Source organism: Blautia sp. DFI.9.10 (genome assembly GCF_024461705.1).
Lineage (GTDB): Bacteria > Bacillota > Clostridia > Lachnospirales > Lachnospiraceae > Blautia_A > Blautia_A fusiformis.
The window spans coordinates 69920-95588 of record NZ_JANGAA010000014.1 but is presented as its reverse complement, the minus strand read 5'-3'; the positions used below and the strand labels follow the sequence as shown (position 1 = coordinate 95588).

At 43.1% G+C, this 25669-nt stretch carries 17 protein-coding genes, 1 tRNA gene and 1 pseudogene; 4 read left to right on the top strand and 15 right to left on the bottom strand.

Going from position 1 to position 25669, the window contains the following annotated elements:
• Window positions 1-19 precede the first annotated feature (19 nt).
• The 8 genes and pseudogenes from NE671_RS09975 to NE671_RS09940 all read right to left on the bottom strand — a co-directional run bounded on the left by NE671_RS09975 (window position 20) and on the right by NE671_RS09940 (window position 5679).
• Window positions 20-343, bottom strand: coding sequence for a hypothetical protein (locus tag NE671_RS09975; protein ID WP_256163940.1), 324 nt, complete (start codon window positions 341-343; stop codon window positions 20-22).
• Window positions 344-352: 9 nt separating this feature from the next.
• Window positions 353-505 (bottom strand): annotated as a pseudogene (locus tag NE671_RS16040) (DUF6017 domain-containing protein); the annotation flags it as partial.
• A 519-nt stretch (window positions 506-1024) separates the two neighbouring features.
• Window positions 1025-1098: transfer RNA gene (locus tag NE671_RS09965), tRNA-Arg, on the bottom strand.
• 102 nt (window positions 1099-1200) lie between these two features.
• The gene (locus NE671_RS09960; protein WP_021650156.1) at window positions 1201-2076 is read right to left on the bottom strand and encodes a DUF3881 family protein; all 876 of its coding nucleotides are present in this window, start codon (window positions 2074-2076) and stop codon (window positions 1201-1203) included.
• Window positions 2077-2109: 33 nt separating this feature from the next.
• Window positions 2110-3405, bottom strand: a complete 1296-nt coding sequence (serS, locus tag NE671_RS09955; protein ID WP_015526534.1) for a serine--tRNA ligase — start codon at window positions 3403-3405, stop codon at window positions 2110-2112.
• Window positions 3406-3449: 44 nt separating this feature from the next.
• Window positions 3450-3971 (bottom strand): DUF4446 family protein, encoded by a 522-nt coding sequence (locus NE671_RS09950; RefSeq protein ID WP_015526535.1) that lies wholly within the window; start codon window positions 3969-3971, stop codon window positions 3450-3452.
• An 8-nt stretch (window positions 3972-3979) separates the two neighbouring features.
• Window positions 3980-4912, bottom strand: coding sequence for a ParB/RepB/Spo0J family partition protein (locus NE671_RS09945; protein ID WP_256163939.1), 933 nt, complete (start codon window positions 4910-4912; stop codon window positions 3980-3982).
• Window positions 4912-5679: a ParA family protein gene (locus NE671_RS09940; protein ID WP_092072358.1), complete on the bottom strand. Its 768-nt coding sequence runs from the start codon at window positions 5677-5679 to the stop codon at window positions 4912-4914. Before NE671_RS09940 ends, NE671_RS09945 begins: the two co-directional genes overlap by 1 nt.
• Before the next feature lie 3493 nt (window positions 5680-9172).
• Between NE671_RS09940 and NE671_RS09935 the strand changes: the two genes are divergently transcribed.
• Both NE671_RS09935 and NE671_RS09930 read left to right on the top strand, forming a co-directional pair.
• Window positions 9173-9622, top strand: coding sequence for an SseB family protein (locus NE671_RS09935; RefSeq protein WP_015526539.1), 450 nt, complete (start codon window positions 9173-9175; stop codon window positions 9620-9622).
• A gap of 613 nt (window positions 9623-10235) precedes the next feature.
• The gene (locus NE671_RS09930; RefSeq protein WP_256163938.1) at window positions 10236-11189 is read left to right on the top strand and encodes an alpha/beta fold hydrolase; all 954 of its coding nucleotides are present in this window, start codon (window positions 10236-10238) and stop codon (window positions 11187-11189) included.
• Between the two features lie 247 nt (window positions 11190-11436).
• Here NE671_RS09930 and NE671_RS09925 read toward each other — a convergent pair whose 3' ends face one another.
• Window positions 11437-12027, bottom strand: a complete 591-nt coding sequence (locus NE671_RS09925; RefSeq protein ID WP_015526541.1) for a TetR-like C-terminal domain-containing protein — start codon at window positions 12025-12027, stop codon at window positions 11437-11439.
• Between the two features lie 582 nt (window positions 12028-12609).
• Between NE671_RS09925 and NE671_RS09920 the strand changes: the two genes are divergently transcribed.
• Window positions 12610-16275, top strand: coding sequence for a YhgE/Pip domain-containing protein (locus tag NE671_RS09920; protein ID WP_256163937.1), 3666 nt, complete (start codon window positions 12610-12612; stop codon window positions 16273-16275).
• A 232-nt stretch (window positions 16276-16507) separates the two neighbouring features.
• Complete coding sequence (locus NE671_RS09915) at window positions 16508-16759, top strand: hypothetical protein (RefSeq protein WP_015526542.1); 252 nt, start codon at window positions 16508-16510, stop codon at window positions 16757-16759.
• Window positions 16760-16942: 183 nt separating this feature from the next.
• Here the strand turns inward: NE671_RS09915 and NE671_RS09910 are convergent, their stop codons facing one another.
• The 6 genes from NE671_RS09910 to mnmG form a co-directional block, all read right to left on the bottom strand.
• Entirely contained in the window at window positions 16943-18499 is a 1557-nt protein-coding gene (locus NE671_RS09910; RefSeq protein WP_173740010.1) for a DUF4340 domain-containing protein, read from the bottom strand.
• Entirely contained in the window at window positions 18499-20028 is a 1530-nt protein-coding gene (locus tag NE671_RS09905; protein ID WP_173734297.1) for a GldG family protein, read from the bottom strand. The genes NE671_RS09910 and NE671_RS09905 overlap by 1 nt, the downstream gene beginning before the upstream one ends.
• Window positions 20029-20042: 14 nt before the next feature.
• Complete coding sequence (locus tag NE671_RS09900; protein ID WP_022426692.1) at window positions 20043-20906, bottom strand: ABC transporter permease; 864 nt, start codon at window positions 20904-20906, stop codon at window positions 20043-20045.
• A complete protein-coding gene (locus NE671_RS09895; protein ID WP_021651032.1) occupies window positions 20903-21973 on the bottom strand; it encodes an ABC transporter ATP-binding protein in 1071 nt (356 codons plus the stop codon). The genes NE671_RS09900 and NE671_RS09895 overlap by 4 nt, the downstream gene beginning before the upstream one ends.
• A 301-nt stretch (window positions 21974-22274) precedes the next feature.
• Window positions 22275-22994: a 16S rRNA (guanine(527)-N(7))-methyltransferase RsmG gene (gene rsmG / locus NE671_RS09890; protein WP_256163936.1), complete on the bottom strand. Its 720-nt coding sequence runs from the start codon at window positions 22992-22994 to the stop codon at window positions 22275-22277.
• Window positions 22995-23039: 45 nt separating this feature from the next.
• Window positions 23040-24929, bottom strand: coding sequence for a tRNA uridine-5-carboxymethylaminomethyl(34) synthesis enzyme MnmG (gene mnmG, locus NE671_RS09885; RefSeq protein WP_256163935.1), 1890 nt, complete (start codon window positions 24927-24929; stop codon window positions 23040-23042).
• Window positions 24930-25669: the final 740 nt, after the last annotated feature.

Genomic DNA, 25669 nt, shown 5'->3' with positions numbered 1-25669 from the left:
TCCTTGTTTTGGTTCAAGGTTACGAACGAGCACCGCGAGTTTCGCAATTACCTATAATAAAATCAATAATACGTTCTCTTGTCATGTCCAGTACAGTATCTACGAACACTCCTGCAAACAGGATCAGATACAGAATAACACTCAGCGCAAACAGGAATACAACCTGTACCCAGTCATGGTAACAGTATGCAGTTGCTATAATCAACAAAGTGAATATAAAACCAAGGATTCCCCTTACAACCGCATAAGTCTGTACTGTCATCTTCACTGCCAGGCCGATCACAAAAAGGATCAGCCATACCGGCAGTAATAATATCTTTCCAGCAAGTTTTAAAATAAACATGTGCACCTCCTATCTTACCAGTCCTGGCATATCATGGTTCACCTCTGCCTGATAATACCCGTTCATCGTTGACGGTGCATTAAACAGGGCTGCTAATAAATATTTCTTGATGTTCTTCACCTTTGTGGTGTTACCACTTATACAGTGTAAGACACCTTTCACTTGAAACGGATGCTCTTTGAACGGTCGAAGACGCTCAATCTCAATTTCTATGATTCTTTCTTCGTTTTCTCCTGATTGTCTGTTTGGCTCAGTCATCTTGACTCCTTTCCTCCAGGATTCAGGATACTAAAAAATGCCTGCCTGGAACTTTTATAGATAGTAAAGTTCCAAACAGACATTGCTGTTTGACCATTAGCTGTAGCTAATAGAAGTGAATACTGTTTCAGCTAATTTATGTTTGCAGGTTTGGGAGAAATTGTTTCTTTTCCCGCCTTTTCTCTGATTTACATCCCCGAATAAGGGGTGACAACAGAGCGGAACCCAAATGTTAGCTAGACTTCCTAAAAACCATGTTTGCAAACCGGTAATTTTGATTAGCTGTCAGCTAACAAAAATCGGATTGCGTTAGCTGGAAATTGATCATTTCGAATGGAATTTTGTGTCACGAACGTGATTAGAAAATAACAAAAGCGTTCGCTGTCAGCTAATCTAGCTAACATTTTCGAACGCTTTGAAGCACGTCCATAAGAGGATTTGAACCTCCGACCCCTCGCTTAGGAGGCGAGTGCTCTATCCAGCTGAGCTATATGGACATATATAGTTGTGAAACATTTCGAACACTTCCAAAAGTTTCACAACCATTATTTTACTATATTTATTTTGAAATTACAAGAATTAATTCTAAATTTGAAAACTTAATAGTGCAGCTGACCCTGCAGCCAGATTGTTCCTTTGAAGCGGCGTCCAACTGCCGGTTCACCGAGAAGATCTTTGCTGTTGATGCAGATATCAAACTGTATATCATTGCTCTCTATAGTCATCTGGCAGATTTCTTCACCTGTCAGGATATTCTTAAATTTCATGATATCCAGAATCTCACCAAGAACATTATACTGATCACATTCGATTCCATAAGGCATGAAATAAGAGTCCACGATCGTGAGAACATCATCTGTAACAATTCTCTGGGAAATCATGGAGTAAGTATCCATATCCTCCATTGTAAGGCTCTCCATAGCTTCCTCATCACCATTACGCGCTGCTGCGATCAGATTAGTCCTGTTTTTGGAAAGTTCTCTCTCCACCTTTACCGCTTCCTTATCCTTCTGCAGCGGAAACAGGATCTTTCCCTCAGAAGCCAGACCGGAAACCGTCACCGGACGGTCCCCCGGGTCTTTCAGGCCTTTGTATTTCTCCTGCATATATTCTGCCAGATTCTGCAGATAAAAGATCATAGTCACGCCAATACGCAAATCATCACATGCTCCTGCATAAGATTCCTTATCTGTATGACGTTCAACAGTCACTTTTTCCTTGGATGTGATTCCTGTTCCCCTGAAAAATGGGAAATAATATTCCACGTGAAACTCACCGTTCTCATCGTACTGACCACAAACGCTGATTCCACAGTCACAGCCATAATTCTTGGAAAACTGTACAAATACGCCTTCCGGATGATTTTCCACGCAAACCTTTTCATCGTAGCTTGCGATCACATCACGGATGATCTCTTTTATTTCACTTCTTCTGGTAATCTGTGAAAAACCAACGGTCTTTAAATAACTGTGCACAAGAACACCTCCCTGAAAAAGCCTGCGTTTCTCTTACGCGCGTGTCTTTTTCTCAATCTTTGTCATACCGCCCATATATGGCTGCAGAGCTTTTGGAATGTTTACAGATCCATCTGCATTCAGGTTATTCTCCAGGAAAGCAATGAGCATTCTCGGAGGTGCTACTACTGTATTGTTTAATGTATGAGCAAGATATTTCTTGCCATCTTTGCCGTTTACACGGATTTTCAGACGACGTGCCTGTGCATCTCCAAGGTTGGAGCAGCTTCCTACCTCAAAGTATTTCTTCTGACGTGGAGACCATGCCTCAACATCGAGGGATTTTACCTTAAGATCAGCAAGGTCACCGGAGCAGCACTCAAGCGTACGAACCGGAATATCAAGAGAACGGAACAGATCTACTGTATTCTGCCACAGCTTGTCGAACCACATCTTACTCTCCTCTGGCTTGCAGACAACGATCATCTCCTGTTTCTCGAACTGATGGATACGGTAAACACCTCTCTCCTCAAGTCCATGAGCACCTTTCTCTTTACGGAAGCACGGAGAATAGCTTGTAAGTGTCTTCGGAAGCTCTTCCTCCGGAATAATCTGGTCAATGAATTTACCGATCATGGAATGCTCACTTGTTCCGATCAGGTAAAGATCCTCACCCTCGATCTTGTACATCATAGCATCCATCTCCGCAAAGCTCATAACGCCTGTAACAACATTGCTTCTGATCATGAAAGGTGGTACGCAGTAAGTAAATCCCCGGTTGATCATGAAATCTCTTGCATAGGAAATTACTGCGGAATGAAGGCGTGCGATATCACCCATCAGATAATAGAATCCGTTACCGGCAACACGTCTTGCGCTGTCAAGATCGATTCCATCAAAATTCTCCATGATATCTGTATGATAAGGGACTTCAAAATCCGGAACAACCGGCTCACCAAATTTCTCAATCTCTACGTTCTGGCTGTCGTCTTTACCGATCGGTACAGAAGGATCGATGATGTTCGGGATCACCATCATATCTTTCAGAAGCTCTTCCTCAACCTCTTTCTCTCTCTGAGAAAGTTCCTCAATACGAGTTCCGGATGCAGCAACCTGTTTTTTAACCTCTTCTGCCTCTTCTCTTTTTCCCTGGCCCATAAGAGCACCGATCTGTTTGGAGATCTTGTTTCTCTCAGCACGGAGAGCCTCAACCTCCTGCTTAATCTCTCTGTTTTCTTTATCAAGTTCGAGAACCTTATCAACCAGCTCCAGTTTGCTGTCCTGGAACTTATTGCGGATATTCTGCTTTACAACCTCCGGATTCTCTCTCACAAACTTAATGTCTAACATGATATTCCTCCTGTATTAAAAATATTCTTACTCTTTGCAGTTTTTTATTCCTTCTCAATCTCACCAAGGCCAAAGTTTACTGCTTTTCTCAAAGCTTCCACTTCTTCCTGACTAAGTACAACATAGGACTCACCTTTTACGATCTCCTTTAAATAAAGGAAACAGTTATCGCGGCTGTGAACCGCATTCAAGATCAGACCCGTATTGTTTTTATCAAGAAGCGCCAGTGCAAAGCTGAGTTTTCCACCTACATCATCAAATGCATCATACTTTTCAACGCCATATTTGCTGAACATTACATTCATATTTTTTTTGATAAAGCTGATGTCATGATCATGATCTTCCTTTGCTTCATACAGCCGGTCGATCTGTGCAAATTTTCTTACAAAAACTTTTTCCAGTGACTGTGCATCTCCGCCTCTCATAAACATCTTGTACTTCCGTTCCAAACGGCTGAGACGCATATTGCTACTCACCACATTGATCAGAAGAATGATGGTAAGGATCAGCAAAACAATGATCACAATCCCGGAATCAATTCCCATGCTTTCAAAAATCCCGCTCATTCTGCCTCCTATCTGATAGATTCGAACAGATCAATGATCCTCTCCAGTTCATCTCTGGAATAATATTCAATTTCAATTTTACCTTTGTTGTTCTTCTTTCGCTGAATGGATACCTTTGTTCCCATGATACCTTTCATTTTTTCTTCCAGGCTCTCATAAATGGCATCTTCTGCTGTGTTTTTCTCTGTTTTTACTTTTTTCGCAGGAGAAACCAGATTCTTTACAAGTTTTTCCGTCTCACGAACACTGAGTTTTTCATCAAAAACCTTCATAGCTGTTGTTTCCTGAAGAGCTGCATCAGAAATTCCCAGAAGTGCTCTCGCATGACCAGCTGAGATCATATCTGCAATTACCATTTCCTGAACTTTTGAAGAAAGCTTCAGAAGACGCATGGAATTAGTTACTGCAGTTCTGCTTTTGGCAACTCTGTCTGCGATTTCATCCTGTTTCAGGTGAAACTCTTCCATCAGACGTTTGTATGCCATCGCTTCCTCTATAGGATTCAGGTCTTCCCGCTGAATGTTCTCGATCAGGGAAATTTCTACGATTTCCTGGTCTGTAAACTCTTTTACAACAACAGGAACTTCCTTGAGCCCTGCCATCTTGGCAGCTCTCCAGCGGCGTTCGCCTGCAATGATCTCAAAATAATCCTTCTTATCGGATACCAACAACGGCTGAAGAACACCGTACTGTTTAATGGATTCCGAAAGTTCCAGCAGCGCATCCTCATCAAAATGTCTTCTGGGCTGATTCAGATTTGGTTCTACGCTGGAAATTTTCACAAGTCGTTCTGCGGCCGGATTATCTTTTTCAGTTGGTTTGTCTTTTTTTACAACTGCAGATCTTGTCTTTTTTGCAGGTTCCTTTGACGGACCGCCTGCTTTGTTCGGGATCAGTGCGTCAAGACCCTTTCCAAGGCCTCCTGTTCTTCTTCCAGCCATCACTCGCCCTCCCTGCCTATAACTTCTTCTGCCAGGAGGCGATAACTCTCTGCTCCTGTAGATCGTGAATCGTACAGATTGATCGGTTTTCCATAGCTTGGTGCCTCTGCAAGTCGTACATTTCTCGGTATGATCGTTTTGTATATATTCTGGTCCAGGTTTTCTTTTACATTTTCTACAACCTGAAGTGACAGATTTGTTCTGGCATCATACATAGTAAAGACCACGCCTTCGATCTTCAATCTCTTATTCAATCGGTCTCTTACCAGTTCGATGGTATGTATCAACTGTGACAAACCTTCCAATGCATAATACTCACACTGAATCGGCACCAGAACGGAGGTTGCGGCTGTCAAAGCATTAATTGTAAGCATACTCAGTGACGGCGGACAATCCATGATTATGTAATCATATTTCCGGCGAAGTTTATCCGTGATCTTTTTCAGGATAAATTCTTTATCCTCAAGATCAACCAGTTCAATTTCTGCACCGGAAAGATTCATATTCGATGGTATCAGGTCAACATTATCTACAACGTTCTTTATAATGGTATCCTTGGTCTCTGCTTCTCCAAGCAGCAGCTCATAAAGGGTGTTTTCTACTGCATTCTTGTCTGCGCCAAGTCCACTGGTCGTATTTCCCTGCGGATCAATGTCGATGGCAAGAACCTTTTTCCCTTTTTCAGCAAGGCAGGCCGATAGATTGATGGCTGTCGTTGATTTTCCAACCCCGCCTTTCTGATTGGCAACTGCAATGATTCGTCCCATTGTACCCCTCCTTTTTATTTTTTTAAGGGATTTTTACTCATTGGATATCATTATAACACTTTTATTTTTAAACTGCCACATAATGTTTCACGTGAAACAATAGAAAATAGGTTTTGAATTATTTTATTTATTGTGTAGTATACCCAAACTCATTCCGAACTAAACAGAAGTTTGACAGTAACAGTACATCGATTATAAAGTCCATCAACTCCGCATAAACTTCCAGTTTTATTTGCTGTCAATCAGACTATATATTTTACGCCATTACGCCATAAAAACGTACCGAGAAATGAAGTTCCCATTTATAGATATTTTGCTGAAATTGTTCTGATTTATCGTAATCTCGAAAATAATTCGATTTTCTCGGTATAGATATTATCTTTTATGGAACCTTGCACACTACTACATAGGCATCGAAATCCCTTTCTTTTACAGCATTTATAGCATTTTCAAATTTTATCTGAACACTAAAAACATTACTATTATTATCAAGTGAATAAAAGCATCTGTAAACGCATTCGCAGTTCTACACTGAATAGCTTCGCGATTTACCAAAAAGGACTACAAGCTACTCTTCCCTGATAAGAAGCAGTTCTTCAACCACTGCTTATCGTTTCTTGCAATTGAAGCAAAAAACAGGGGGAAACTCCTGATTCGAGTCATACAAACAAAAGTATCCGCAGTTGCTACGCAGCTTTACACCGAATAACTGCCCCGCAGTTTATTAAAACTTGCTTGTACTCTTCCTGATACAAGCAAGTCCCCAACCACTGCTTATTGCTTCTTACACTTGAAGCAGGGGACCTCCTGGCTCGATTAAAAACTATATCTCGCTACCGTAAAGCGCATATGAGTTGTCATTGTTGCGAAACATTTTTTAAGTCAAGCGTAAAAAAACATCCTTTTCACTACTGCTCATAGCTTAATAAATGTTTCGCAGTTTATCAGAAGGAGACTGTACTTCTCCTGATACAAGCAAGTCCCCAACCACTGCTTATTGTAGTTCACAATTGAAGCAGGTGAATTACTTGATTCGATTAAAATCTATATTAAACCTACCATAAAACAAATAAACACGAACTACAGCTGTTTTTTATTTCTGCAATTGTCAAAGATGGGGTTATAACTCTTTATTCTTAATCTGTCTTCGGATGATGTTTCACGTGAAACATCACCCCAAGACAGATTATCAAACCAATATTCATAATTGAAGCAAGTGACTTCCTCGATCCGGTTAAAAATGCCATCAACGAAATCGATCCAGGACACGGTTTGACTTGTAACTGCAAGGGTACTGAACAGTTACGAACACATTATAAAATCAATGAGAAATATCAAAAAAATACTCCGATATATTCTCTCTGGCATTATCTGTATCACGAAAGCATGTAAAAAATACAAGAAACTCCATCCACAAAATAATGTGGCTGTTATCTTTATATTCCCCAAAAGCATCTATATATAGTAAATGGAAACTTCTTTTCCCGGAGTGTTTTTATAGTGTGAAATACATGTATCTCTCGTGAAAAAAATATAATATTATGAAACTAGAATTTTCGATTTTTGTTTATTTTATTATGTTTACGAAAGATTTGCGTATTTATTTCATTTTTCTTTCAGTCCTGTTATATATTCGTTATGTACATGTTAACTAAAGACTTTTTCAAGCATAGTTTCATTTTGTAATATCCAATATAAAATGTATCCGAATAAGGTTCCGGCATAGAACTAGCATAAAATAAATTTCACTTAATAGGCTTTTTCTTCTAAATCAAGCCGTAAAACACTTCCCTGCCTTCCCTTTATCCCAGTCATGCGGACAAAAATTTTTGCATTCGATCATAGTTTTACACAAAATAGCTGTTTTACAGTTTATCAGGAAGAGTACAAGTATTTTCCCACCCACAGCTTATTGTTTTTTTGTAATCGAAGCAGCTACTTTCTTTTATTCGATCAATCAAAATTTCACATGTTTAAAGCAGGAACGGATCTATATTTTATCTTTTTGCCGTATGTGTGCAGGTGCACATTTTATATTTTAAGGCTTTTTTATATGTACATGCGCGTAAAGTACGTTTTATCGTACTTTTTTATTTAAAGTACTATAATTTGTACTTTAATACTTTTTTATTCGTAAATATCCTATTATTTCTCTTTATTTGCCAGTATTTTCTTTTATAAAGTCCTTTTTATCGTACTTAACGTTTGTGTTATTATCATTATCATAGCGTTCTCTTCGCAGAAATAATCTCTTATTTCTCTTTATTTCATCCTTACTCTTATATCGTTTTTCTATAAAATCCCCCATATTTTCCGCCTTACCCTCCATTTTTTCATATAAATACACATTTTTACTACATTCACTTAACTTGTTAATTCCCCATCCAGTTCACAAAAGCATCTGACCGAAATCATGGGGAATACTGATGACAGTATCTGGCAACTCACCTTCAAGTGTGCAAACATATCTATCCAATTTGGGATCAAACGAATAAAAATACCCGTATTCGCTACGCAGTTCTACACCCAATAGCTACTTTGCAATTTATCAGGACCTGCTTACAATGTACCCATAACAGTGGCCACATGAATTAGTGCAGTACCTTGTTTTCAGACATGCCCACTATTCCTTTCCCCGTTTCTAAACGCCGTCGCATTCTTCCTAATACACGCCACCCACTGCTTATTACTTATTACTTTTTACTTTTTCGTAATTGAAGCAGGAGACTTACTGTTAACTGGTAATATTATCCTCCGAGTTTTTTTGTGCGCAAAGACCACTGAAAGCCCTGGACATATCATGCAAATTTATGTGATTAGCATAATTTCTGTGCATCGCGAAGTGTATTACCAAGAACGAAGTGATCAGTAATCAGGAAACTTTTTGATTTAATTCAAGCAGATAAAAGCATCCGCTTCACTACTTGCTCATAACCGAATAAGTGCTTCGCAGTTTATCAGAAGGAGCCTGCACTTCTCCTGATGCAAGCAAGTTCCCCCGATTATTGCTTTTCGCAATCGAACCAGGGGACTTATTTGATTCAGTTAAAAACACTTCTTCTCTTGCCTCATTTTCCCCTGAAATGCTATAATCCATAAAGAAAGCATTCGCAAACGCCTTGCAGTTTGCGGCTAATACATTGTTTCGTAAATAACTATACCAATCGCGTGGGATGTGGATTCGAGTGTGCAGGTATAAAAATGCAGGCGTAGCTGGCTATGCTGAGGCTTTTAGATCTGTGCAGTCGGATTCACCAATAAGTAATTGGTATAGTTATTTCGAAAACAATGTACTAGTACAGCGAAAATTAAGTTTCTGCTATATTGACGTAGGATGATTTTCTCATATGCAAGGCGAAGGAATGAGGCGTAGCGGTGGCTACGGCGATTGACGACAACGCAGCATATGAAAAATCAGACAAGTCAATATGGCGGTTACTTAATATTCGCTGTACTAGTCATTTATCATCTGATTGAAAGGAATATTTTATACATGAACACCACAAATAATCGCAACGATTTCTATAAAGAACAATTAGACAAGACTTTAAATGGCAATGAAAAGATCGAAACTGCCATTGCAGCACTCCAAAAAGAAGCAACCGAAGAAATGCTTGCTCATACTCTCACCGTAATCCGTCACAGAATGCAGGAGCAGGCACAGCTGATCATTGCTGTAGAACCTCCAAAAGGTGATGGAAAAATTTCTCTTCATGCGATCAAAACCAACGATGGAAAGCAATGGTGGGCTGCATTTACCAGCTTTGACGAAGAGTTAAAAGGCAGTGATAAGATCATGTCCTCATTTACCGCAGATATTGATAAGATTTTTGCTTCTGCATTGCAAGAGCCGTCTGTTGAGGGAGTAATTCTCAATCCATGGAACCGCACACTGATGCTGAACAAAACCCTTATCAACATCATCCTCGGTAATCCTGTATAGCATCAGCTCTGTCGGATAACAAGTCCAATGTTTCACGTGAAACACTTGGTATTTTACTGAAGTATAAAAGCATTCCAGCGGATAACAGCATCCTCTTCGCTACTTGCTCATAATAAAATAACTGCTTTGCAGTTTATCAGAAGGAGATTTTCCTCCTCCTGATACAAGCAAGTCCACGCCCTCTGCTTATTGCTCTTCGCAATTAAAGCAGGGGACTTACTTGATTCGGTTCCAAATCTGATTTCTATGTATCATGAAGCATATTGGCGATGCTACTGTTCACTGATAATATTCCGTAAGTTTTTTTATAAACGAAGGCCGCAGAAAGCCCGAGACCATACCGCACCAATTTATGCGATCAACATAAATTCTTTGCATTGCGAAGCGCTTTACTGAAAGCAGAACGAACAGCAACTTAGCAATCATCGCCAAGAACAGAATGGACAGTAGCGTCAGCATACAATAACAAGGTTAGGGTTCCCACAAAAGCATTGTAAATTTTTCGTTCCTGTCGTATAATAAAGCAAAGAAATATTCAGAAAAAATCAGATCAGATACCTGAATTACGTTACATCTGTCCTGATTATTTTTACGAATTCCAGGAGGCTTTTTAATGAAGAAAAATGGACACAGACTACTTACTCTTGCAGCTTTAGTCGGAACTGCCGCAGGTGTTATTCATATTGCTAACCGTTTCATAGATGCCACATCTCAGCTTAAAGATATGCTGGAACAGCCACACAGTAGAACCTATGACTGGCGTTTTGGAAAGATTTTTTATACAAAACAGGGACATGGCACCCCTATTCTTCTTATTCATGATATCATGCCAGGCGCTTCCGGTTATGAATGGAATGCCATAGAGAAGCAGCTCGCAACCGAACATACAGTTTACACCATTGATCTTCTTGGATGTGGACGTTCCGAAAAACCGGATATTACTTATACCAATTTTGTATTTGCTCAGTTACTCTGTGATTTTGCCAAGAATGTGATTCGTGAGGAAACCGATGTTATTGCCAGTGGTTTCTCAGGTTCTTTTGCGATCATGGCTTACCGTAACAATTCCGACCATTTCCGCAAGATCATGCTGGTCAATCCACCAAGCTTCAGTTCCCTGAAGCAGGCACCTTGCAAAGACAACAAGCTCTTTAAGTATTTTATCGAGCTTCCGATTTTCGGAACTCTGATCTATCATATGGTAGCTTCCCGCGAATCCATCAGCAGTCTGTTTATGGAAAAGCTGTTCTACAATCCCTTCCATGTAACAGATACACTGGTAGACACCTATTATGAATCCGCTCACAAGGGTGGTTCCAACGCCAAATATCTGTATTCCAGCTACATTGGCAAATACCTGAATATCAGCATTAATAATGCCGTAGAAGCTTCCGATGCATGCATCTATATTATTTCCGGAGAAAAAGAAGCTTCCGCTTCTCTTATCGCAGAGGAATACCAGAAGCTGAATTCTTCCATTGAAACCGCTGTGATCCCGGAAACCAGACATCTTCCTCATCTGGAAGATCCGGAACATTTCCTGGAACAGGTAGCTATTTTCCTGTAAAAACAACTTATGATCCGGCATCAAAATTTATCTATAGTAATTTTGGAAATCAACGTATCAAAAGAACATTGTTCATGTTCGGAGCCGTTGAGCTTCATGCAGTAATTTGTGGAAATGCTATAAACCAACAAAAAGCCAATAAAAAAAGAGTACTGTTTCACGTGAAACATGAGTTTTCCCTCAAACAAACGTGTAACAATACTCTTTATTTTTTACCAGACTCACAGCATGCATCCGGACATTTCTCTTATCTAAGTGCCTGCTCCAGATACATGTGTGTTGTATTATCGATCAGCTTATGTGTCAGCTCTGCCATATGCTGTGTACTCTCCTGATTCTCAGAAGACAGCCATGTCTTGATCATTCCCACGCATCCATTCAGACAAAACGCATACGCATACTCAATATCACGGTTGTCTTTCGGCAGACGAATTGACAAGCGATGCAGCACTGTATCTGCGATCAGTTTTTCTATACGATTCACAAAAGCCATATCTCCATTCTTTCCAAGAAGTGCGATACAAATATCCTTATTATGATCCAGGATCGTAAATATCTGCTCAATAAAAGGATACGAGCTCTCCTTATTATTAAGAGGATCCAGAGGATAGTCTGCCACCAGATGCGTGATTTCCTCCATCAATTCAGCCTCAATGGATTCCAGCATCTGATAGATATCTGTATAGTGAAGATAAAATGTGGAGCGGTTGATATCAACTTCTTCCACCAGTTCCTTTACCGTAATCTCCTTAATGCTCTTCTTCTGCATAAGACGGGCAAGCCCCGCTCGCAACTGTGCCTTGGTCTTACGTACTCTTCTGTCAACTTTTTCCGCCATCTTAATTCCCCCTGCAATTCAAAAAAGCAAGCACGTTTCCTCCGCCTCAATCACCTGTCACTTACGATACTCTGCAACTGTCATACAATGCATAATGCATCCTTCAAACGAATAAAAGCATTCGCTTTCTCTACGCCGATCTGCATGATACCAGATATCTGCTGTTGTTAAGAATTGACAAGATCAAAATTGTTAACGACGCCGACCTACACGATACCAGATATCTGCTGCATATTTGTGTTGAAACATAGGAATCCTGTCTGCATTTAATATTACCAACTGCACATAAATTCAAAGGAAATAACGTACTTTTTGTCTATTATGCAGTTTTTTATTTGTAATAGACACTTCCATTATTTCCGTCTATTAATATACATTCAGTAAAGATTTAATGGTTGTATCTGTGGTATGTGTTTAGTATAATACATCACGTAAAGAAAATCAACACTTTGTTTGATAATGGAATATAAAGCTATTAATAGATTTTAATATGATTAATAGATCTCGTCGCCATTACTGGAATAAAGTTTGATTAATCAACTATGTTTGATAATACAATTTAATAAGAAAGGGATAGGTAATATGATCAAAAACGAATGGAAAAGCTTACTTCGTAACAAGCTCATGCTTATCGTCGTAATCGCCATTATCGTAATCCCGATCATCTATGCAGGTCTGTTTCTGAAATCCATGTGGGATCCTTACGGAAACGTAGACAGCCTGCCAGTGGCCGTGGTAAACGAAGACAAACCTGTCGAGTATAATGGCAAGACCTTAAGCATAGGTAAGGACATGACGGATGAGCTGAAAGACAACGACTCAATGGCATTTAACATTGTAGACAGCAAGACAGCAGAGGACGGTCTGGCCAATGGAACCTATTACATGGTTATCAAAATTCCGGAAAATTTCTCCGCAAACGCAGCCACTGTAATGGACAACGAGCCAAAGCAAATGGAGCTATCCTATGAGACAAACCCTGGAACCAACTATATCGCCTCCAAGCTCAGTGAAACAGCAATGCTGAAGCTTCGTGATAACATTGCTTCCAAGGTTACGGAAACCTATACAGAAACCGTTTTTGATTCTATCTCAGAAGCAGGTGACGGAATGCAGGAAGCTGCAGACGGATCCGGAAAGATCGAAGACGGACTGAATACAGCAGCTGATGGTAACAAAACAATTACCAAAAACCTTAAGAAGCTTTCCACCAGTACTCTTACTTTCGTAAGCGGTGCTGACAGTCTCACCGAAGGTCTTAAGACCTACACCGATGGTGTTGCAAAGGTTAACGATGGTGCAAAGAGCCTGGACGATGGTGCAGATCAGCTGAACAGCGGCGTTGCAACCCTCACAGAAAAGGTTCCTGAGCTGACAACCGGTGTGGATACTCTGGATAAAGGTGTTCAGCAGTACACCGCTGGTGTGGATGAGCTTAATAAAAATTCTGATGCACTGAAATCCGGTGCAAGCAGCCTGGAATCCGGTGCAAACCAGCTGAACAGCGGCGTTGCAGCTCTGACAGAAAAGGTTCCTGAGCTGACAACCGGTGTAGATACTCTGGATGAAGGTGTTCAGCAGTACACCGCTGGTGTGGATGAGCTTAATAAAAATTCTGATACGCTGAAATCCGGCGCAAGCAGCCTGGAATCCGGTGCAAATGCATTAAGTGCAGGTATTGATACTCTTTCCGACGGAGCAACACAGTATGTAGCTGGTGCTGACACTCTTGCAGATGGAACTACCACCTATGTGGCTGGTGCTGGCAAACTCGCAGCCGGTGCCAAAGAGCTTGCAAAACTTGAAGACGGACTCACAACAGTTTCCAATGGTATCTCTCAGCTGAATACCGGTGTTACCAAAGGAACCGATGACTCACAGTCACTGATATCCGGAACACAGCAGCTGGAAAACGGACTGAAAGCCCTGAACGATAAGGTTTCTGCTCTGAAAGAGGGAACAACACAGGAATCCATCAACAAGCTTGCAGCCGGCCTTACTTCCGCAAAGGATGGTATGGACACAGCCGCAGCTGGTATGAACAGTGCTGCAGCTGGTATGAACAATGCGGCAGACGGAATCAACAACGCAGCCGGATATATCACTCAGGCCGCAGGTATCACAAGTCAGACCAGCAGCAGTATCACAGACAGTCTGATCCCTGCTCTCCAGAATGCAGGCACACAGTTCTCACAGGTAGGTGATCAGGTCAGCAACATCCTTACAGGATACGGACAGCAGACAACGGAGGCACTTACTGATGCAAATACCAAGATCGGTACTGCCGGACAGACAATGACCGATTTAGCAGCACAGCTTCAGGCGATTCAGGCAACCGCTTCTGAGGACGGAACCATTTCCGCAGCAGCTCTGAATGATGTGATCAACGCTTTAAACAGCGTAGCCGGTGGAATGACTGGCGTGGACGGTTCTTACATGAGCAGCTATTCTGATCAGGTTTCACAGCTTGCAGCTGGTGTATCCGGTCAGCTCTCTTCTACTCAGGAAAATCTGAATGCTGTTGCTTCCAAGCTTAACGAAGCAGCTTCCGGACTGACTCAGATCTCCGGAGGACTGACTCAGGGTGCCGGCACACTTTCTGAGGGTGCAACAACCATGACAGATGGTGCAAACCAGATGAGTGCAGGTGCAACAACCATGAGCGCAGGTGCAGAGCAGTTATCTGCAGCTACAAGTCAGCTTCCTACAGATCTGATCGCTCAGCTTTCTGCAGGTGTTACCCAGCTGTATCAGGGTGCACAGGCTGTAAACACAGGAACCAAGAACGTTTCCGCAGGACTTCAGTCTCTGGAAGACGGCACAGTCGAAGCCTTCCCGGCTGCAGCAGCAGGAATCAAAGCTCTGAACGATGGATTTGACCAACTGACATCTTATGATAAGCAGCTCAACGATGGTGCAAAGAATCTGAAAACAGCCGGCAAACAGATCACTGGCGCACTTCCGGATATCAAATCCGGTGCAGGTCAGCTGGCAGATGGTTCTAAGGCACTGACAGATGGAATCACAACTTACACCGATGGTATTGCTAAGCTTTCCGAAAACAGTGCTGCTCTTACAGACGGCACCAAGAAACTGGCAACAGGAGCCAATGCTCTTTCCAGCGGTGCTACTACTCTTGCAGATGGAACAAAAGCATTAGCCGATGGTTCCGGAACACTGACAACCGGAATCACAACCTACACCGATGGTGTTGCTAAGCTTTCCGAAAACAGCTCCGCTCTTACAGACGGTACCAAAAAGCTCTCAACAGGAGCCAAAACCCTTTCCAGCGGTGCTACTACTCTTGCAAACGGTACTAAGACATTAGCAAACGGTACCTCAACACTTCTCAGCGGTACCGAGAAGCTTGTAAGCAACAACAGCACACTTAACAATGGTGCAAAACAGCTTGCAGATGGCGCTGCCCAGATCCAGAGCGGTTCCTCTCAGCTGTATGATGGCTCCAAGAAGCTTGGAAGCGGTATGAAAGAACTGAAAGACGGTTCCAAGACACTGACCACAAGCCTCAGCGATGGAGCTACCACTGTAAAAGACAATTCAGCAAGTGATGAAACGATCAAAATGTTCGCAACTCCTGTTGTAAACGATGAAACAAAACTTACCGATGTCCCGAATAACGGACACGCAATGGCACCTTACATGATGTCTGTAGGCCTCTGGGTCGGCGCACTGGCATTCTGCCTGATGTATCCTCTGGCTCAGTATAAAGGCAAACTGAAATCCGGTTTCGCATGGTGGGCAAGCAAAGCTTCCGTCCTTTATCCGGTAGCGATCCTTCAGGGAATCTGCCTGATCCTGCTGTTACGTGCATTTAACGGATTCACACCTGCAGAGATGGGCAAAACCGTACTCTTCGCCTGCCTGACATCAATGACCTTTACCTCTATCATGTACTTCTTTAACATTACTCTTGGTAAAGTAGGAAGCTTCCTGATGCTGGTATTCATGGTCGTTCAGCTTGCAGGATCTGCCGGAACTTATCCGGTTGAGGTTTCACCTTCATTCGTTGCAAAGATCCATGCATACGTTCCGTTTACTTATACGGTCGATGCATTCCGTGCAACGATCAGCGGTGGCCGGAGCATTACCACTTCCATTATTGTAATGGTTGCACTGTTAGTGATCTTCACGATCCTGACGATCCTTCAGTTCAATCACATGACCAAGAGAAAGAAAGCAGAAAAAGTTGTTCTCTTCGACTGGCTGGAAGAAAGAGGTCTTGCATAATACTTAGTTACTGACAGAAGCTCCCCCGAACCTTCTGTTAGATATAGAAAAATTAAAACTGTACAGTTGCTCAGATGAGCTTCTGTACAGTTTTTTTATATTGTCCTCGTCAATTCTCCACGCTATAATTATAGCAGTTATAGAAAATCAAGCTCGCCAGTACACCGTGCCTGATCTATGCAGCAGATTTCAGTTCAGAAACACTCCTGTCAGATTCAGAAGAAGCGGCAATATGACTTCTCAGATCTACTCACAAACCGGAGCTCTTTCTGACTGCAAGCCTGCGATTTTCAATGGAAAAGCAACCTGGTATGCATCTAATCCACTGACCGCAAAAACAGACGGAATCATCACCTATGCTACACCATTTACCGTCTTCATGGTAAAACCTGGAAAGCTATCGGCAATACAAAAAATACAACCTACACCGATAAAAAGCCAGGCACCGCAACCAAATACTGTATCCGTGCATACCGCATCATAAACGGTAAAAAAATATACGGACCTTATTCATCTGTAAGGACCGTAAAATAATAGCAACATAAAAACACCCCGGAAAATCCTAATCTGTGTGGTGTCTCCGAATATCTGATCATCAAGCGGATATTCGGAGATCACCTTATTATTTACGGATCTCCGAGGTGTTTTTATTTATTTTCTTAATATTTTATTTTTCCGCCTCAGCTGTTGGTGTTGCTATGGCTTCTGTCTCTGTTTCACCGTTTACCATGGTTTCATATGCATTGAACATTTCTTTTACTGTCATTTTGTTTACAAGAAATACCTTGTCTCCAACGACAGCTGCATAATAGTTTGTGTCATATGTGTAGAAGGTAACGGTTGTCTGGTTCTTGTCAGAGTCTGTGAATACAGCGGTCATCTCCGGATCTGCAGCCGGTGTATAAGCGTCTGTCAGTCTCTTCTGTCCTGCCATGTTTATCAGCTTGTTGTAGAAGGTAGTAAAGGTTGTACTTTCTATTTCCTTACCATCCAGCTGATAGGTTGTTGTTTCTTTTTCGTTTCCGTCATCATCTGTGGATGTTTCACGTGAAACATTTACAGTACTTGTTGTTTCACCGTAAGTAACCTGGAGCTGATCCAGATTTTTTACAGACAGATAATTGACGATCAGTGACCAGAGATCTGACGGCGTTTTGTCAATAACTGCACTCAGTGTATCTGTTGACATTGTATAGATCTGTTTGTTATCTACCGTTACATATCTGCTGCCATCTCCTGCCTCATCGCCAACGTAAATGACAAGCTGTTTATCCACTGTGGTTGTCTTGCTGTCTGCATCTTCTGAGCTGCTGTCCGTGTCAGTATTGTCACTGCTCTCAGAATCGCTCTCAGAGGCCGTAGAATCGTTTTCTCCGGATTCTGTACTGTCTGTGCTGTCATTCTTCACCTCTTCCTGATAATCCACTGTAATCGTCGCATAGGGCTTATCAAGACCATACTGGGAAAGATCCTCTGCATTGTAGTTTACAAACTGGTCAAATGCAAAGCTTCCAAGTCCGGAGGTTACGTTTCCTGCTGCCGTTGTATCGGCAGACTCTTTATCGCTACTTCCGTCACCGGAAACATTCCAGGTAGCTCCGTCGGAATTTTCTTCCAGGACATAGGAATCTTTATTCTCACTGACCTGGACCTTTTTCACTGTGGAAGAATCAATTGTCGGGAAATCTTCTCCCTGTGCATAATCGTAAAGGGAATTCATAAACGGAGACACTGTGTCCGCTGCCACTACATATACCGTGCTGTCATCATCATCCTTGGAAATGTAATACTGATTCGTAGACGTATTCTCATCTCCGATGTTGAGCTTCGTTGTCCCATCAGCGGTATCAACGGTTACTGTATTAGATGGAGAATCCAGTCCGTATTCCGTAAGATCCTCCACATCCTCCAGGACTCTGTCCGCTTCCACCTTTTTGATGGCGGAAGCTGCGGAATCCAGAGTTGTCTGATTTACAGGAAAAGCAGTCTCATCCTTTTTCACCCAGGAATCATCTTTTTTCTCAAAGGTCACTTCCTTCTTGTCTACGATAAATTCCAGGGATTTAATGTCATCCGTTTTCACGGAAAACACTTCTGTTTTGCTTTCCTCTTCGCTGCTCTCTGTCTTTTCTTCTTTGGATACGTAGGTGTTCAGTCCCACATAAACGCCGCCGAGAACTGCCAGAACAACAACTGCTGAAACAAGTTTGGTTGATTTTTTCATTATGCTTTTCTCCTCTTAAGCCAGATCAGGAATCCTGCAACAAGGAACACTCCCGGGATCAGACCAATGGTACAGATCTTCCAGAAGGCTGCATCATAATCGGTTACTGTCAGGCTTGTGGACTCAAGGCTCTTGGATGGAATAGAAACGGAATTACTGTCGTCTGTGCTGGTCATCCAGTTTAAGGACTCCAGAAGGAGCTTTTCATTTCCGCCGGATACCATCTGGTTTATCTGGCTCTCCATCAGATTGGCTGTGGAGTAGTAAACGATCTGTGTTTCCTTATCATCATCCAGTTTCTCAGTGATGGCAACACCAAGATCAAACGGTCCGTCTACATCTCCGTCTTCCTTTTCGATATTGCTGCTCTGCATATTTGCTTTGGAGTAAGCCTTGTCAGAGGTTGTCAGGATACTGTCGATGGTTACGGTATCTCTTACATCATCTGTTTTCTGAATGCCCTGCGCATACGGTGCCAGTACATAGGAGCCTGCAGAAGCTGTCTCAGAGCTTGCATCTGTGCTGTTGACTGTTGGTACAAGATAATATGGCATTTGCATTCCATAATGCTGATTATCACCCTCAAATACGATTCCCTCTGCACACTTTACACCATAGTTTTCAAGAACCGCATCAAAGTTCGGCAGATCATCCTGTGTATAATCCGAGAAGATCATAGCTTTTCCGCCTGCCTCCAGATAATCCAGGAGCTCTGTTTTTTCTTCCTCGGAAATATCGCTGGTCGGAGATACGATCATCAGGCAGTCTGCATCATCCGGAACCTTTCCCTCTGTGAGAAGGTTCAGCTCCTTGATATCAATGTTTGCTTTCTGGATATCTTCTTTAAAGCTGGAATCCAGATCTTTTTCTCCGTGTCCGGATAAGGTGTACATGATCGGAAGATCCTCGGATGTCACATAGCCGATCGCACTTGTGATCTGTCCTTCTCCATCAAATCCGGTAGTAGTCTGCTGCCAGGTATTATAGTCTACTGAAGAGGAATACATATCGTTGTAATTGATAACCTTGTTTCTGTCGCCGCAGACTACGATCAGGCTGTTTGACGCAAGATCATCGGTTGTATATTCCGATGCAAATTTCGGATTTACAACCGGGTCTTTTACCTCAACTTTAATATGCTTGGACTCATCTTTATAACGTGAAAGCAGATTGGAGATCGTGTCGTCCTCAGAACCGCTTGCCGCGATCTGATAAATGGTAACATCCTTATCCAGTGCCTTCAGTACCTTCTTTGTTTCATCACCGATGGTGTAAAGCTTGGATGAGCTTACATCCAGCTGTGAATATTTGGATGGGATCGCACCGACGATCATATTGATCACAACCACGATCACGATAAAGACAGCTGCCATAGCCATGCTGTAGGAACCATTTTTGATATGTTTTTTGCTGATGGTGCCTACCAGCTTTTTCGGATCCGGTTTATGTTTCTTTTTGCCGGAGTCCTGTGCTGTCTCCGGTACGGCTGCCTCGCCTTTATTTTTCTTAAATTTCTCACTGAATTTCATTTCCCTTCACCCCCCTAGTTCCAGCGTCTCTTCTGAATGGACTGCATGGTAAGGAACAAACAGATCGCAATAACAGAAATAAAATAAACGATTCCTGTCACGTCAAACACGCCGTTTGTAAAATTATCATAATGTCCGCTCAGGTTAAATACGTTCAGTACCTTCTGGATACCACCCTGGAAAATACTGGATTTTACAACGTATACGATGACAAGGGCAATCTCTCCCACAGCTCCGATCACTACAGAGATCAGGACATTTTTGATCATGGTATAAATGATGATCGCGATCGCCACGATCAGAAGTCCAAATGCCACTGCGGTTGACATGGAGGTCTGTGAAAAGAATGAGGAAATTCCGTTCATCATATAGAAGGCGAACAGGAATACAAACGTAAGTACTGCTGCAATTACCTGGCTTTCTGTAAGCGCTGACATAAATACACCGATCGCCAGATTCGCGCATCCCAGAAGGAAAAATCCCAGGATCCCGGTGTATGCGGAAGCATAGGAAATCGTTCCGAACTTACTCATGATCAGCGGATAAACGCACATGATCACGACCGGAATGGCAAATACAGCTACCAGTGCAAGATATTTTCCAAATACGATATCCCATACAGATACCGGTGCGGTCAGAAGAAGCTGATCCGTTTTCTGCTTGCGCTCTTCTGCAAGTACACGCATGGAAAGGATCGGCACACCGATCAGGAACACAAAGGTCAGTGCGCTTAAGGTAGTTTCAAATTTTGAATAGCCGCCTGAAAGCTGATATGCGGAAAAATAAATTCCGGTCAGCACCAGGACGAAAAATATGAAGAGATATCCAACCATGGAGGTCAGATAGCTTTTCAGTTCTCTTTTAAAAATCGCTGTCATGACTGATCCCCCTCTTTCTCATCAGAAGCCTTCTCTGGTTCCCCGTTTTTTTCTTCCTGAGTTTTTTCTTCTTCCGATGATCTGTCTTCTACCGGTTTCCACTGTGAGCTTTCCGGTTTTCCGGCGGATTTTTTCTCTCCTTCGGTAAGCTCAAGGAATACATCCTCAAGGGAAACTCTCTTAACCTGCATCTCGTAGATTGGACAGTTCGCTTTTGCCATAGCGTAGAAGACTTTTTCACGGATATCCACATTTTCCTGAATGGAAAGTTTTGTTTTCCACAATTTTTCATCGCTGTCATAGGACATTTCCACCCCGGTTACGCCTTCGATCGTTTCCAGAGCTTTTCGAATCGTGTCTTTCTCGCCTTTTACCTTCATAAGGAGGCTGTTAGAGCCTGCTGCCAGACGTTCCAGATTATCCGGTGTATCGCTGGCTACCAGCTTTCCATGGGAAATAATCAGAACATAATCACACACTGCTCTTACCTCGGAAAGGATATGGGAGCTTAGGATAACCGTGTGCTTCTGCTTCAGGCCTTTGATCAGGTCACGGATCTCGATGATCTGCTTCGGGTCAAGTCCTACTGTCGGCTCATCCAGGATGATCACCTCCGGATATCCCAGGATCGCCTGTGCAAGGCCCACCCTCTGGCGATAACCTTTGGAAAGGTTTTTGATCAGACGGTCTTTCATGTCTGTGATCTTTACCATATCCATGACTTCTTTTATCTGCTTGTCTTTTTGGTTTCTTGGGATTTTTTTCAGATCAGCCGCAAATTTCATGTACTCAAGAACAGTCATGTCAAAATAGAGCGGCGGCATTTCCGGCAGATAGCCGATACATTTCTTGGCTGCCTCCGGTTCCTCCAGAATATCATGACCATCGATCATCACTTTTCCTTCTGTGGAAGCAATGTATCCTGTGATCATGTTCATAGTTGTTGATTTTCCTGCACCGTTGGGGCCCAGGAATCCGTAAATTTTCCCCTTTTCGATCTGAAAGGAAAGATGGTCAACTGCAGTATGATCGCCATACTTTTTGACCAGATTACTTACTTCGATCACTTTACTCTCCTCCTTTTATTCTCAGGGAAATACTTTTTTAATTATCGATTTCCCATTTTATAAGATGCCAGAGGCAAAAGGTCCTGAAACTGAAGCCCTTGACTCTGGCGTCTTTTCAATACCAATAGAAAATGCCCCTGGATGAAACAGAGAATGGGGGAATCCAGGGGCATCTCTATCGGATTATAGTGTAAAAGTAATTTGTGATAAAAGTAGGATAAATTTGTGATAATTTTGTGAAACTCCCGGACAAAAAAATCTCCTGTCGGACAGATTTTGCCTTTGTTCGACAGGAGGTATCTTATGCCAGTGGCTCTCTGAGCGGTGTTCCGGCTTTTCTCGGATATTTGCCTGGGGTGTTCTTTACCTTCTCGATAATGACCAGGGAGCGGCCGATCTCGGAGCCCGGAAGGTCAAAGTACTGAATATCCCTGATCTTTCCACCAAGGATCTTTACTGCTTTCTCTGCTGCTTCTGCTTCTTCCTTTACAGAACCGGATTTATAGGAGACAAAAAGCCCTCCGACTTTTACATACGGGAGACAGTATTCAGACAGGGTTGCAAGTCCGGATACTGCTCTGGATACGCAGAGATCATATTTTTCTCTGTAGGCTTTGTTTTTTGCATATTCTTCGGCTCTTCCGTGAATGGCGGAAATCCCCTCCAGGCCCAGGAGCGCAAAGGTTTCTTCCAGGAATTTTACTCTTTTATTGAGGGAGTCCAGAAGGCAGGCTTCCACCTCCGGGAAGGCGGTCTTCAGGGGAACACCCGGGAATCCGGCGCCGGTTCCGATGTCCATAACGGTTTTTATCTTACCCATATCTACAGCCTTGACGCAGCAGAGGCTGTCCAGGAAATGTTTCACGAGAACCTCGTCAAATTCTGTGATACCGGTGAGGTTCATGACTTTGTTTTTTTCTACAAGATATTCGTAGAACCGAATAAACTGGTTTTTCTGCGTGTCACTGAGTGTGATCCCAAGCTCCTCGCAGCCTTTTTCCAGGATTTCTAAATTGTACATGCAGCTTCCTCTCTTATTTTCTGTGTTTTATTGTTATTCTTTGTATTATCTGTGTTTATGTTCGGATCTGCTTTCCAGATATACAAGAAGCACGGAAATGTCAGCCGGGGATACACCGGAGATACGGGACGCCTGGCCGATGGACACCGGTCTGTAGGCTTCCAGCTTCTGGCGTGCCTCAATGCGGAGGCTTCCTACATCTTCGTAATCAATGTCTTCCGGAAGCTTTTTCTGCTCCAGTTTCTTAAACTGCTCTACCTGCTTCATCTGGCGGCGGATGTATCCATCATATTTGATGTTGATCTCTACCTGCTCACATACATCTTCCGGAAGCTCCGGTCTTTCTTTATCGATGGGTGCAAGCACCTTATAGTTAAGCTCCGGCCGACGGATCAGCTCTGCAATGGTGGTTCCGGATTTCAGAAGGGTACTGTTCAGAGATTCCAGAAGGCTCTGTACCTCTGCAGAACCACCTACGGTTGCATGTTCCACTCTCTCGATCTCTTCCTGGATCCGGCGCTCTTTTTCCTGTAATTTATGGTATGTCTCATCATCGATCAGGCCGACCTCCCAGCCTTTTTTGCGAAGACGAAGATCTGCGTTGTCCTGGCGGAGGAGCAGACGGTACTCAGCACGGCTTGTCATCATTCGGTACGGCTCATGGTTCTCCTTTGTTACCAGATCATCGATGAGAACACCAATATATGCCTCTGAGCGGTCCAAAATCAGCTGTTCCCGGCCTTTTACCTCCATAGCTGCATTAATTCCCGCTATGAGGCCCTGAGCGGCTGCTTCCTCATATCCGGAGCTTCCGTTAAACTGTCCGCCGCTGAAAAGGCCCTTGATCTTTTTGAATTCCAGTGTGGGATAGAGCTGGCGCGGATTGATGCAGTCATACTCAATAGCGTAAGCATTTTTTACAATCCTGGCGTTCTCCAGACCCGGTACGGAATGGTACATCTCGTACTGAACATCCTCCGGCAGGGAACTGGACATTCCGCCGATGTACATTTCATTTGTGTAAAGACCTTCCGGTTCAATAAATACCTGATGGCGTTTTTTGTCTGCAAAACGAACTACTTTATCCTCAATGGACGGACAGTAACGTGGTCCGGTTCCTTCGATCATTCCGGAATAAAGGGGGGATCTGTCCAGATTTGCGCGGATGATCTCGTGTGTTTTTTCGTTTGTATAGGTCAGCCAGCAGGATTTCTGCTCGATCTGTACAGATTCCGGGTCTGTGGAAAAAGAGAACGGTACGACTCTTTCATCTCCGAACTGCTCTTCCATCTTAGAATAATCAATGGTGTTTCCGGCGATTCTGGCCGGAGTTCCTGTTTTGAAGCGGAACATTTCGATCCCCAGCTTTTTCAGGGAATCCGTAAGGTAATTGGCTGCCTGAAGGCCGTTCGGTCCTGTATAGTTGCTGACGTCGCCGTAAATGCAGCGGGCCTTGAGGTAGGTTCCTGTACAGAGGACTACAGCTTTTGCGTGGTAGGTGGCTCCTGAGAAGGTTTTTACACCGGTGATGTGCCCGTCTTCTACCAGAAGCTCGGTCACTTCACCCTGGCGGATGGTTAAGTTCTCTGTATTTTCCAGTGTCTTTCTCATTTCTGTGCTGTAGGCCTGTTTATCGGCCTGTGCACGAAGGGAATGGACTGCAGGTCCTTTGGACTGGTTGAGCATTTTGGACTGGATGAAGGTTTTGTCTATGTTTTTACCCATTTCCCCACCGAGAGCATCCAGTTCACGGACGAGATGCCCTTTGGAGCTGCCGCCTACATTGGGGTTGCAGGGCATAAGGGCGATGCTGTCTACGCTGACTGTGAACATGACTGTGTTGAGCCCTAAGCGGGCGCATGCCAGTGATGCTTCGCAGCCTGCGTGGCCGGCGCCTACTACTATGATGTCGAAAAACTGTTCCAGATTTTTCATGCTTTTTCTCCTTTATTTTTTCTCTTATTTTTCTCTTATTCTTTTTCTTTGTTTATTGTGTGGTTGGTTTTTGGTTTTATTTTTACTTTCTTGGCAGAGGGCCTGGTTTTTTTGCTTTGGGAAGCTGTGGAAAACCGCAAAGGGGCCGTAAAGCCACGGCCCCTCTGCACACCCCTCGGGCTTTTTTTTAGGAGTTCTTGGGTTGTGGTGTGTGATACGGTGTTGACTTTTGTCTGTATGCTTCGGTATTGGATGCGGAACGTTGTGCCGAGGGGGTTGCAGTGGAACTGTAATGAGGTTCTCGACGTGCGATGCACGTCTGCGGAATTCTGCAATCCATGTGGCGTACAGCAGGGAGCCGCAATCTATGCGGCATATGCGGCCGAGGTTCCACAACCCATGCGGCATATACGGCCGGGTCTCCGTAATCTATATTATGCAACAATATATCCTACAGAAATATACAAAGTTCCGTTTGATACATTTCGGCTCAGTGTCGAATTGCCAGTACAGAAGCATACAGGCACAAGTTAGTTTCTTTCAGTTTTCCACAATCGCTGCACTATATAAAAAAGGCCCAGGGGTGTGCAGAGGGGCGCGGCCTTGTGCCCCTTTGCGGTTTTCTCACATTCCAATGTGATCTACCCTCTGCGGGCTTCCGCAGTCCATGTGGCATACAGCAGGGAGCCGCAATCTATGCGGTTATACGACCGGAGTTCCGCAATCCATACGGCATATAC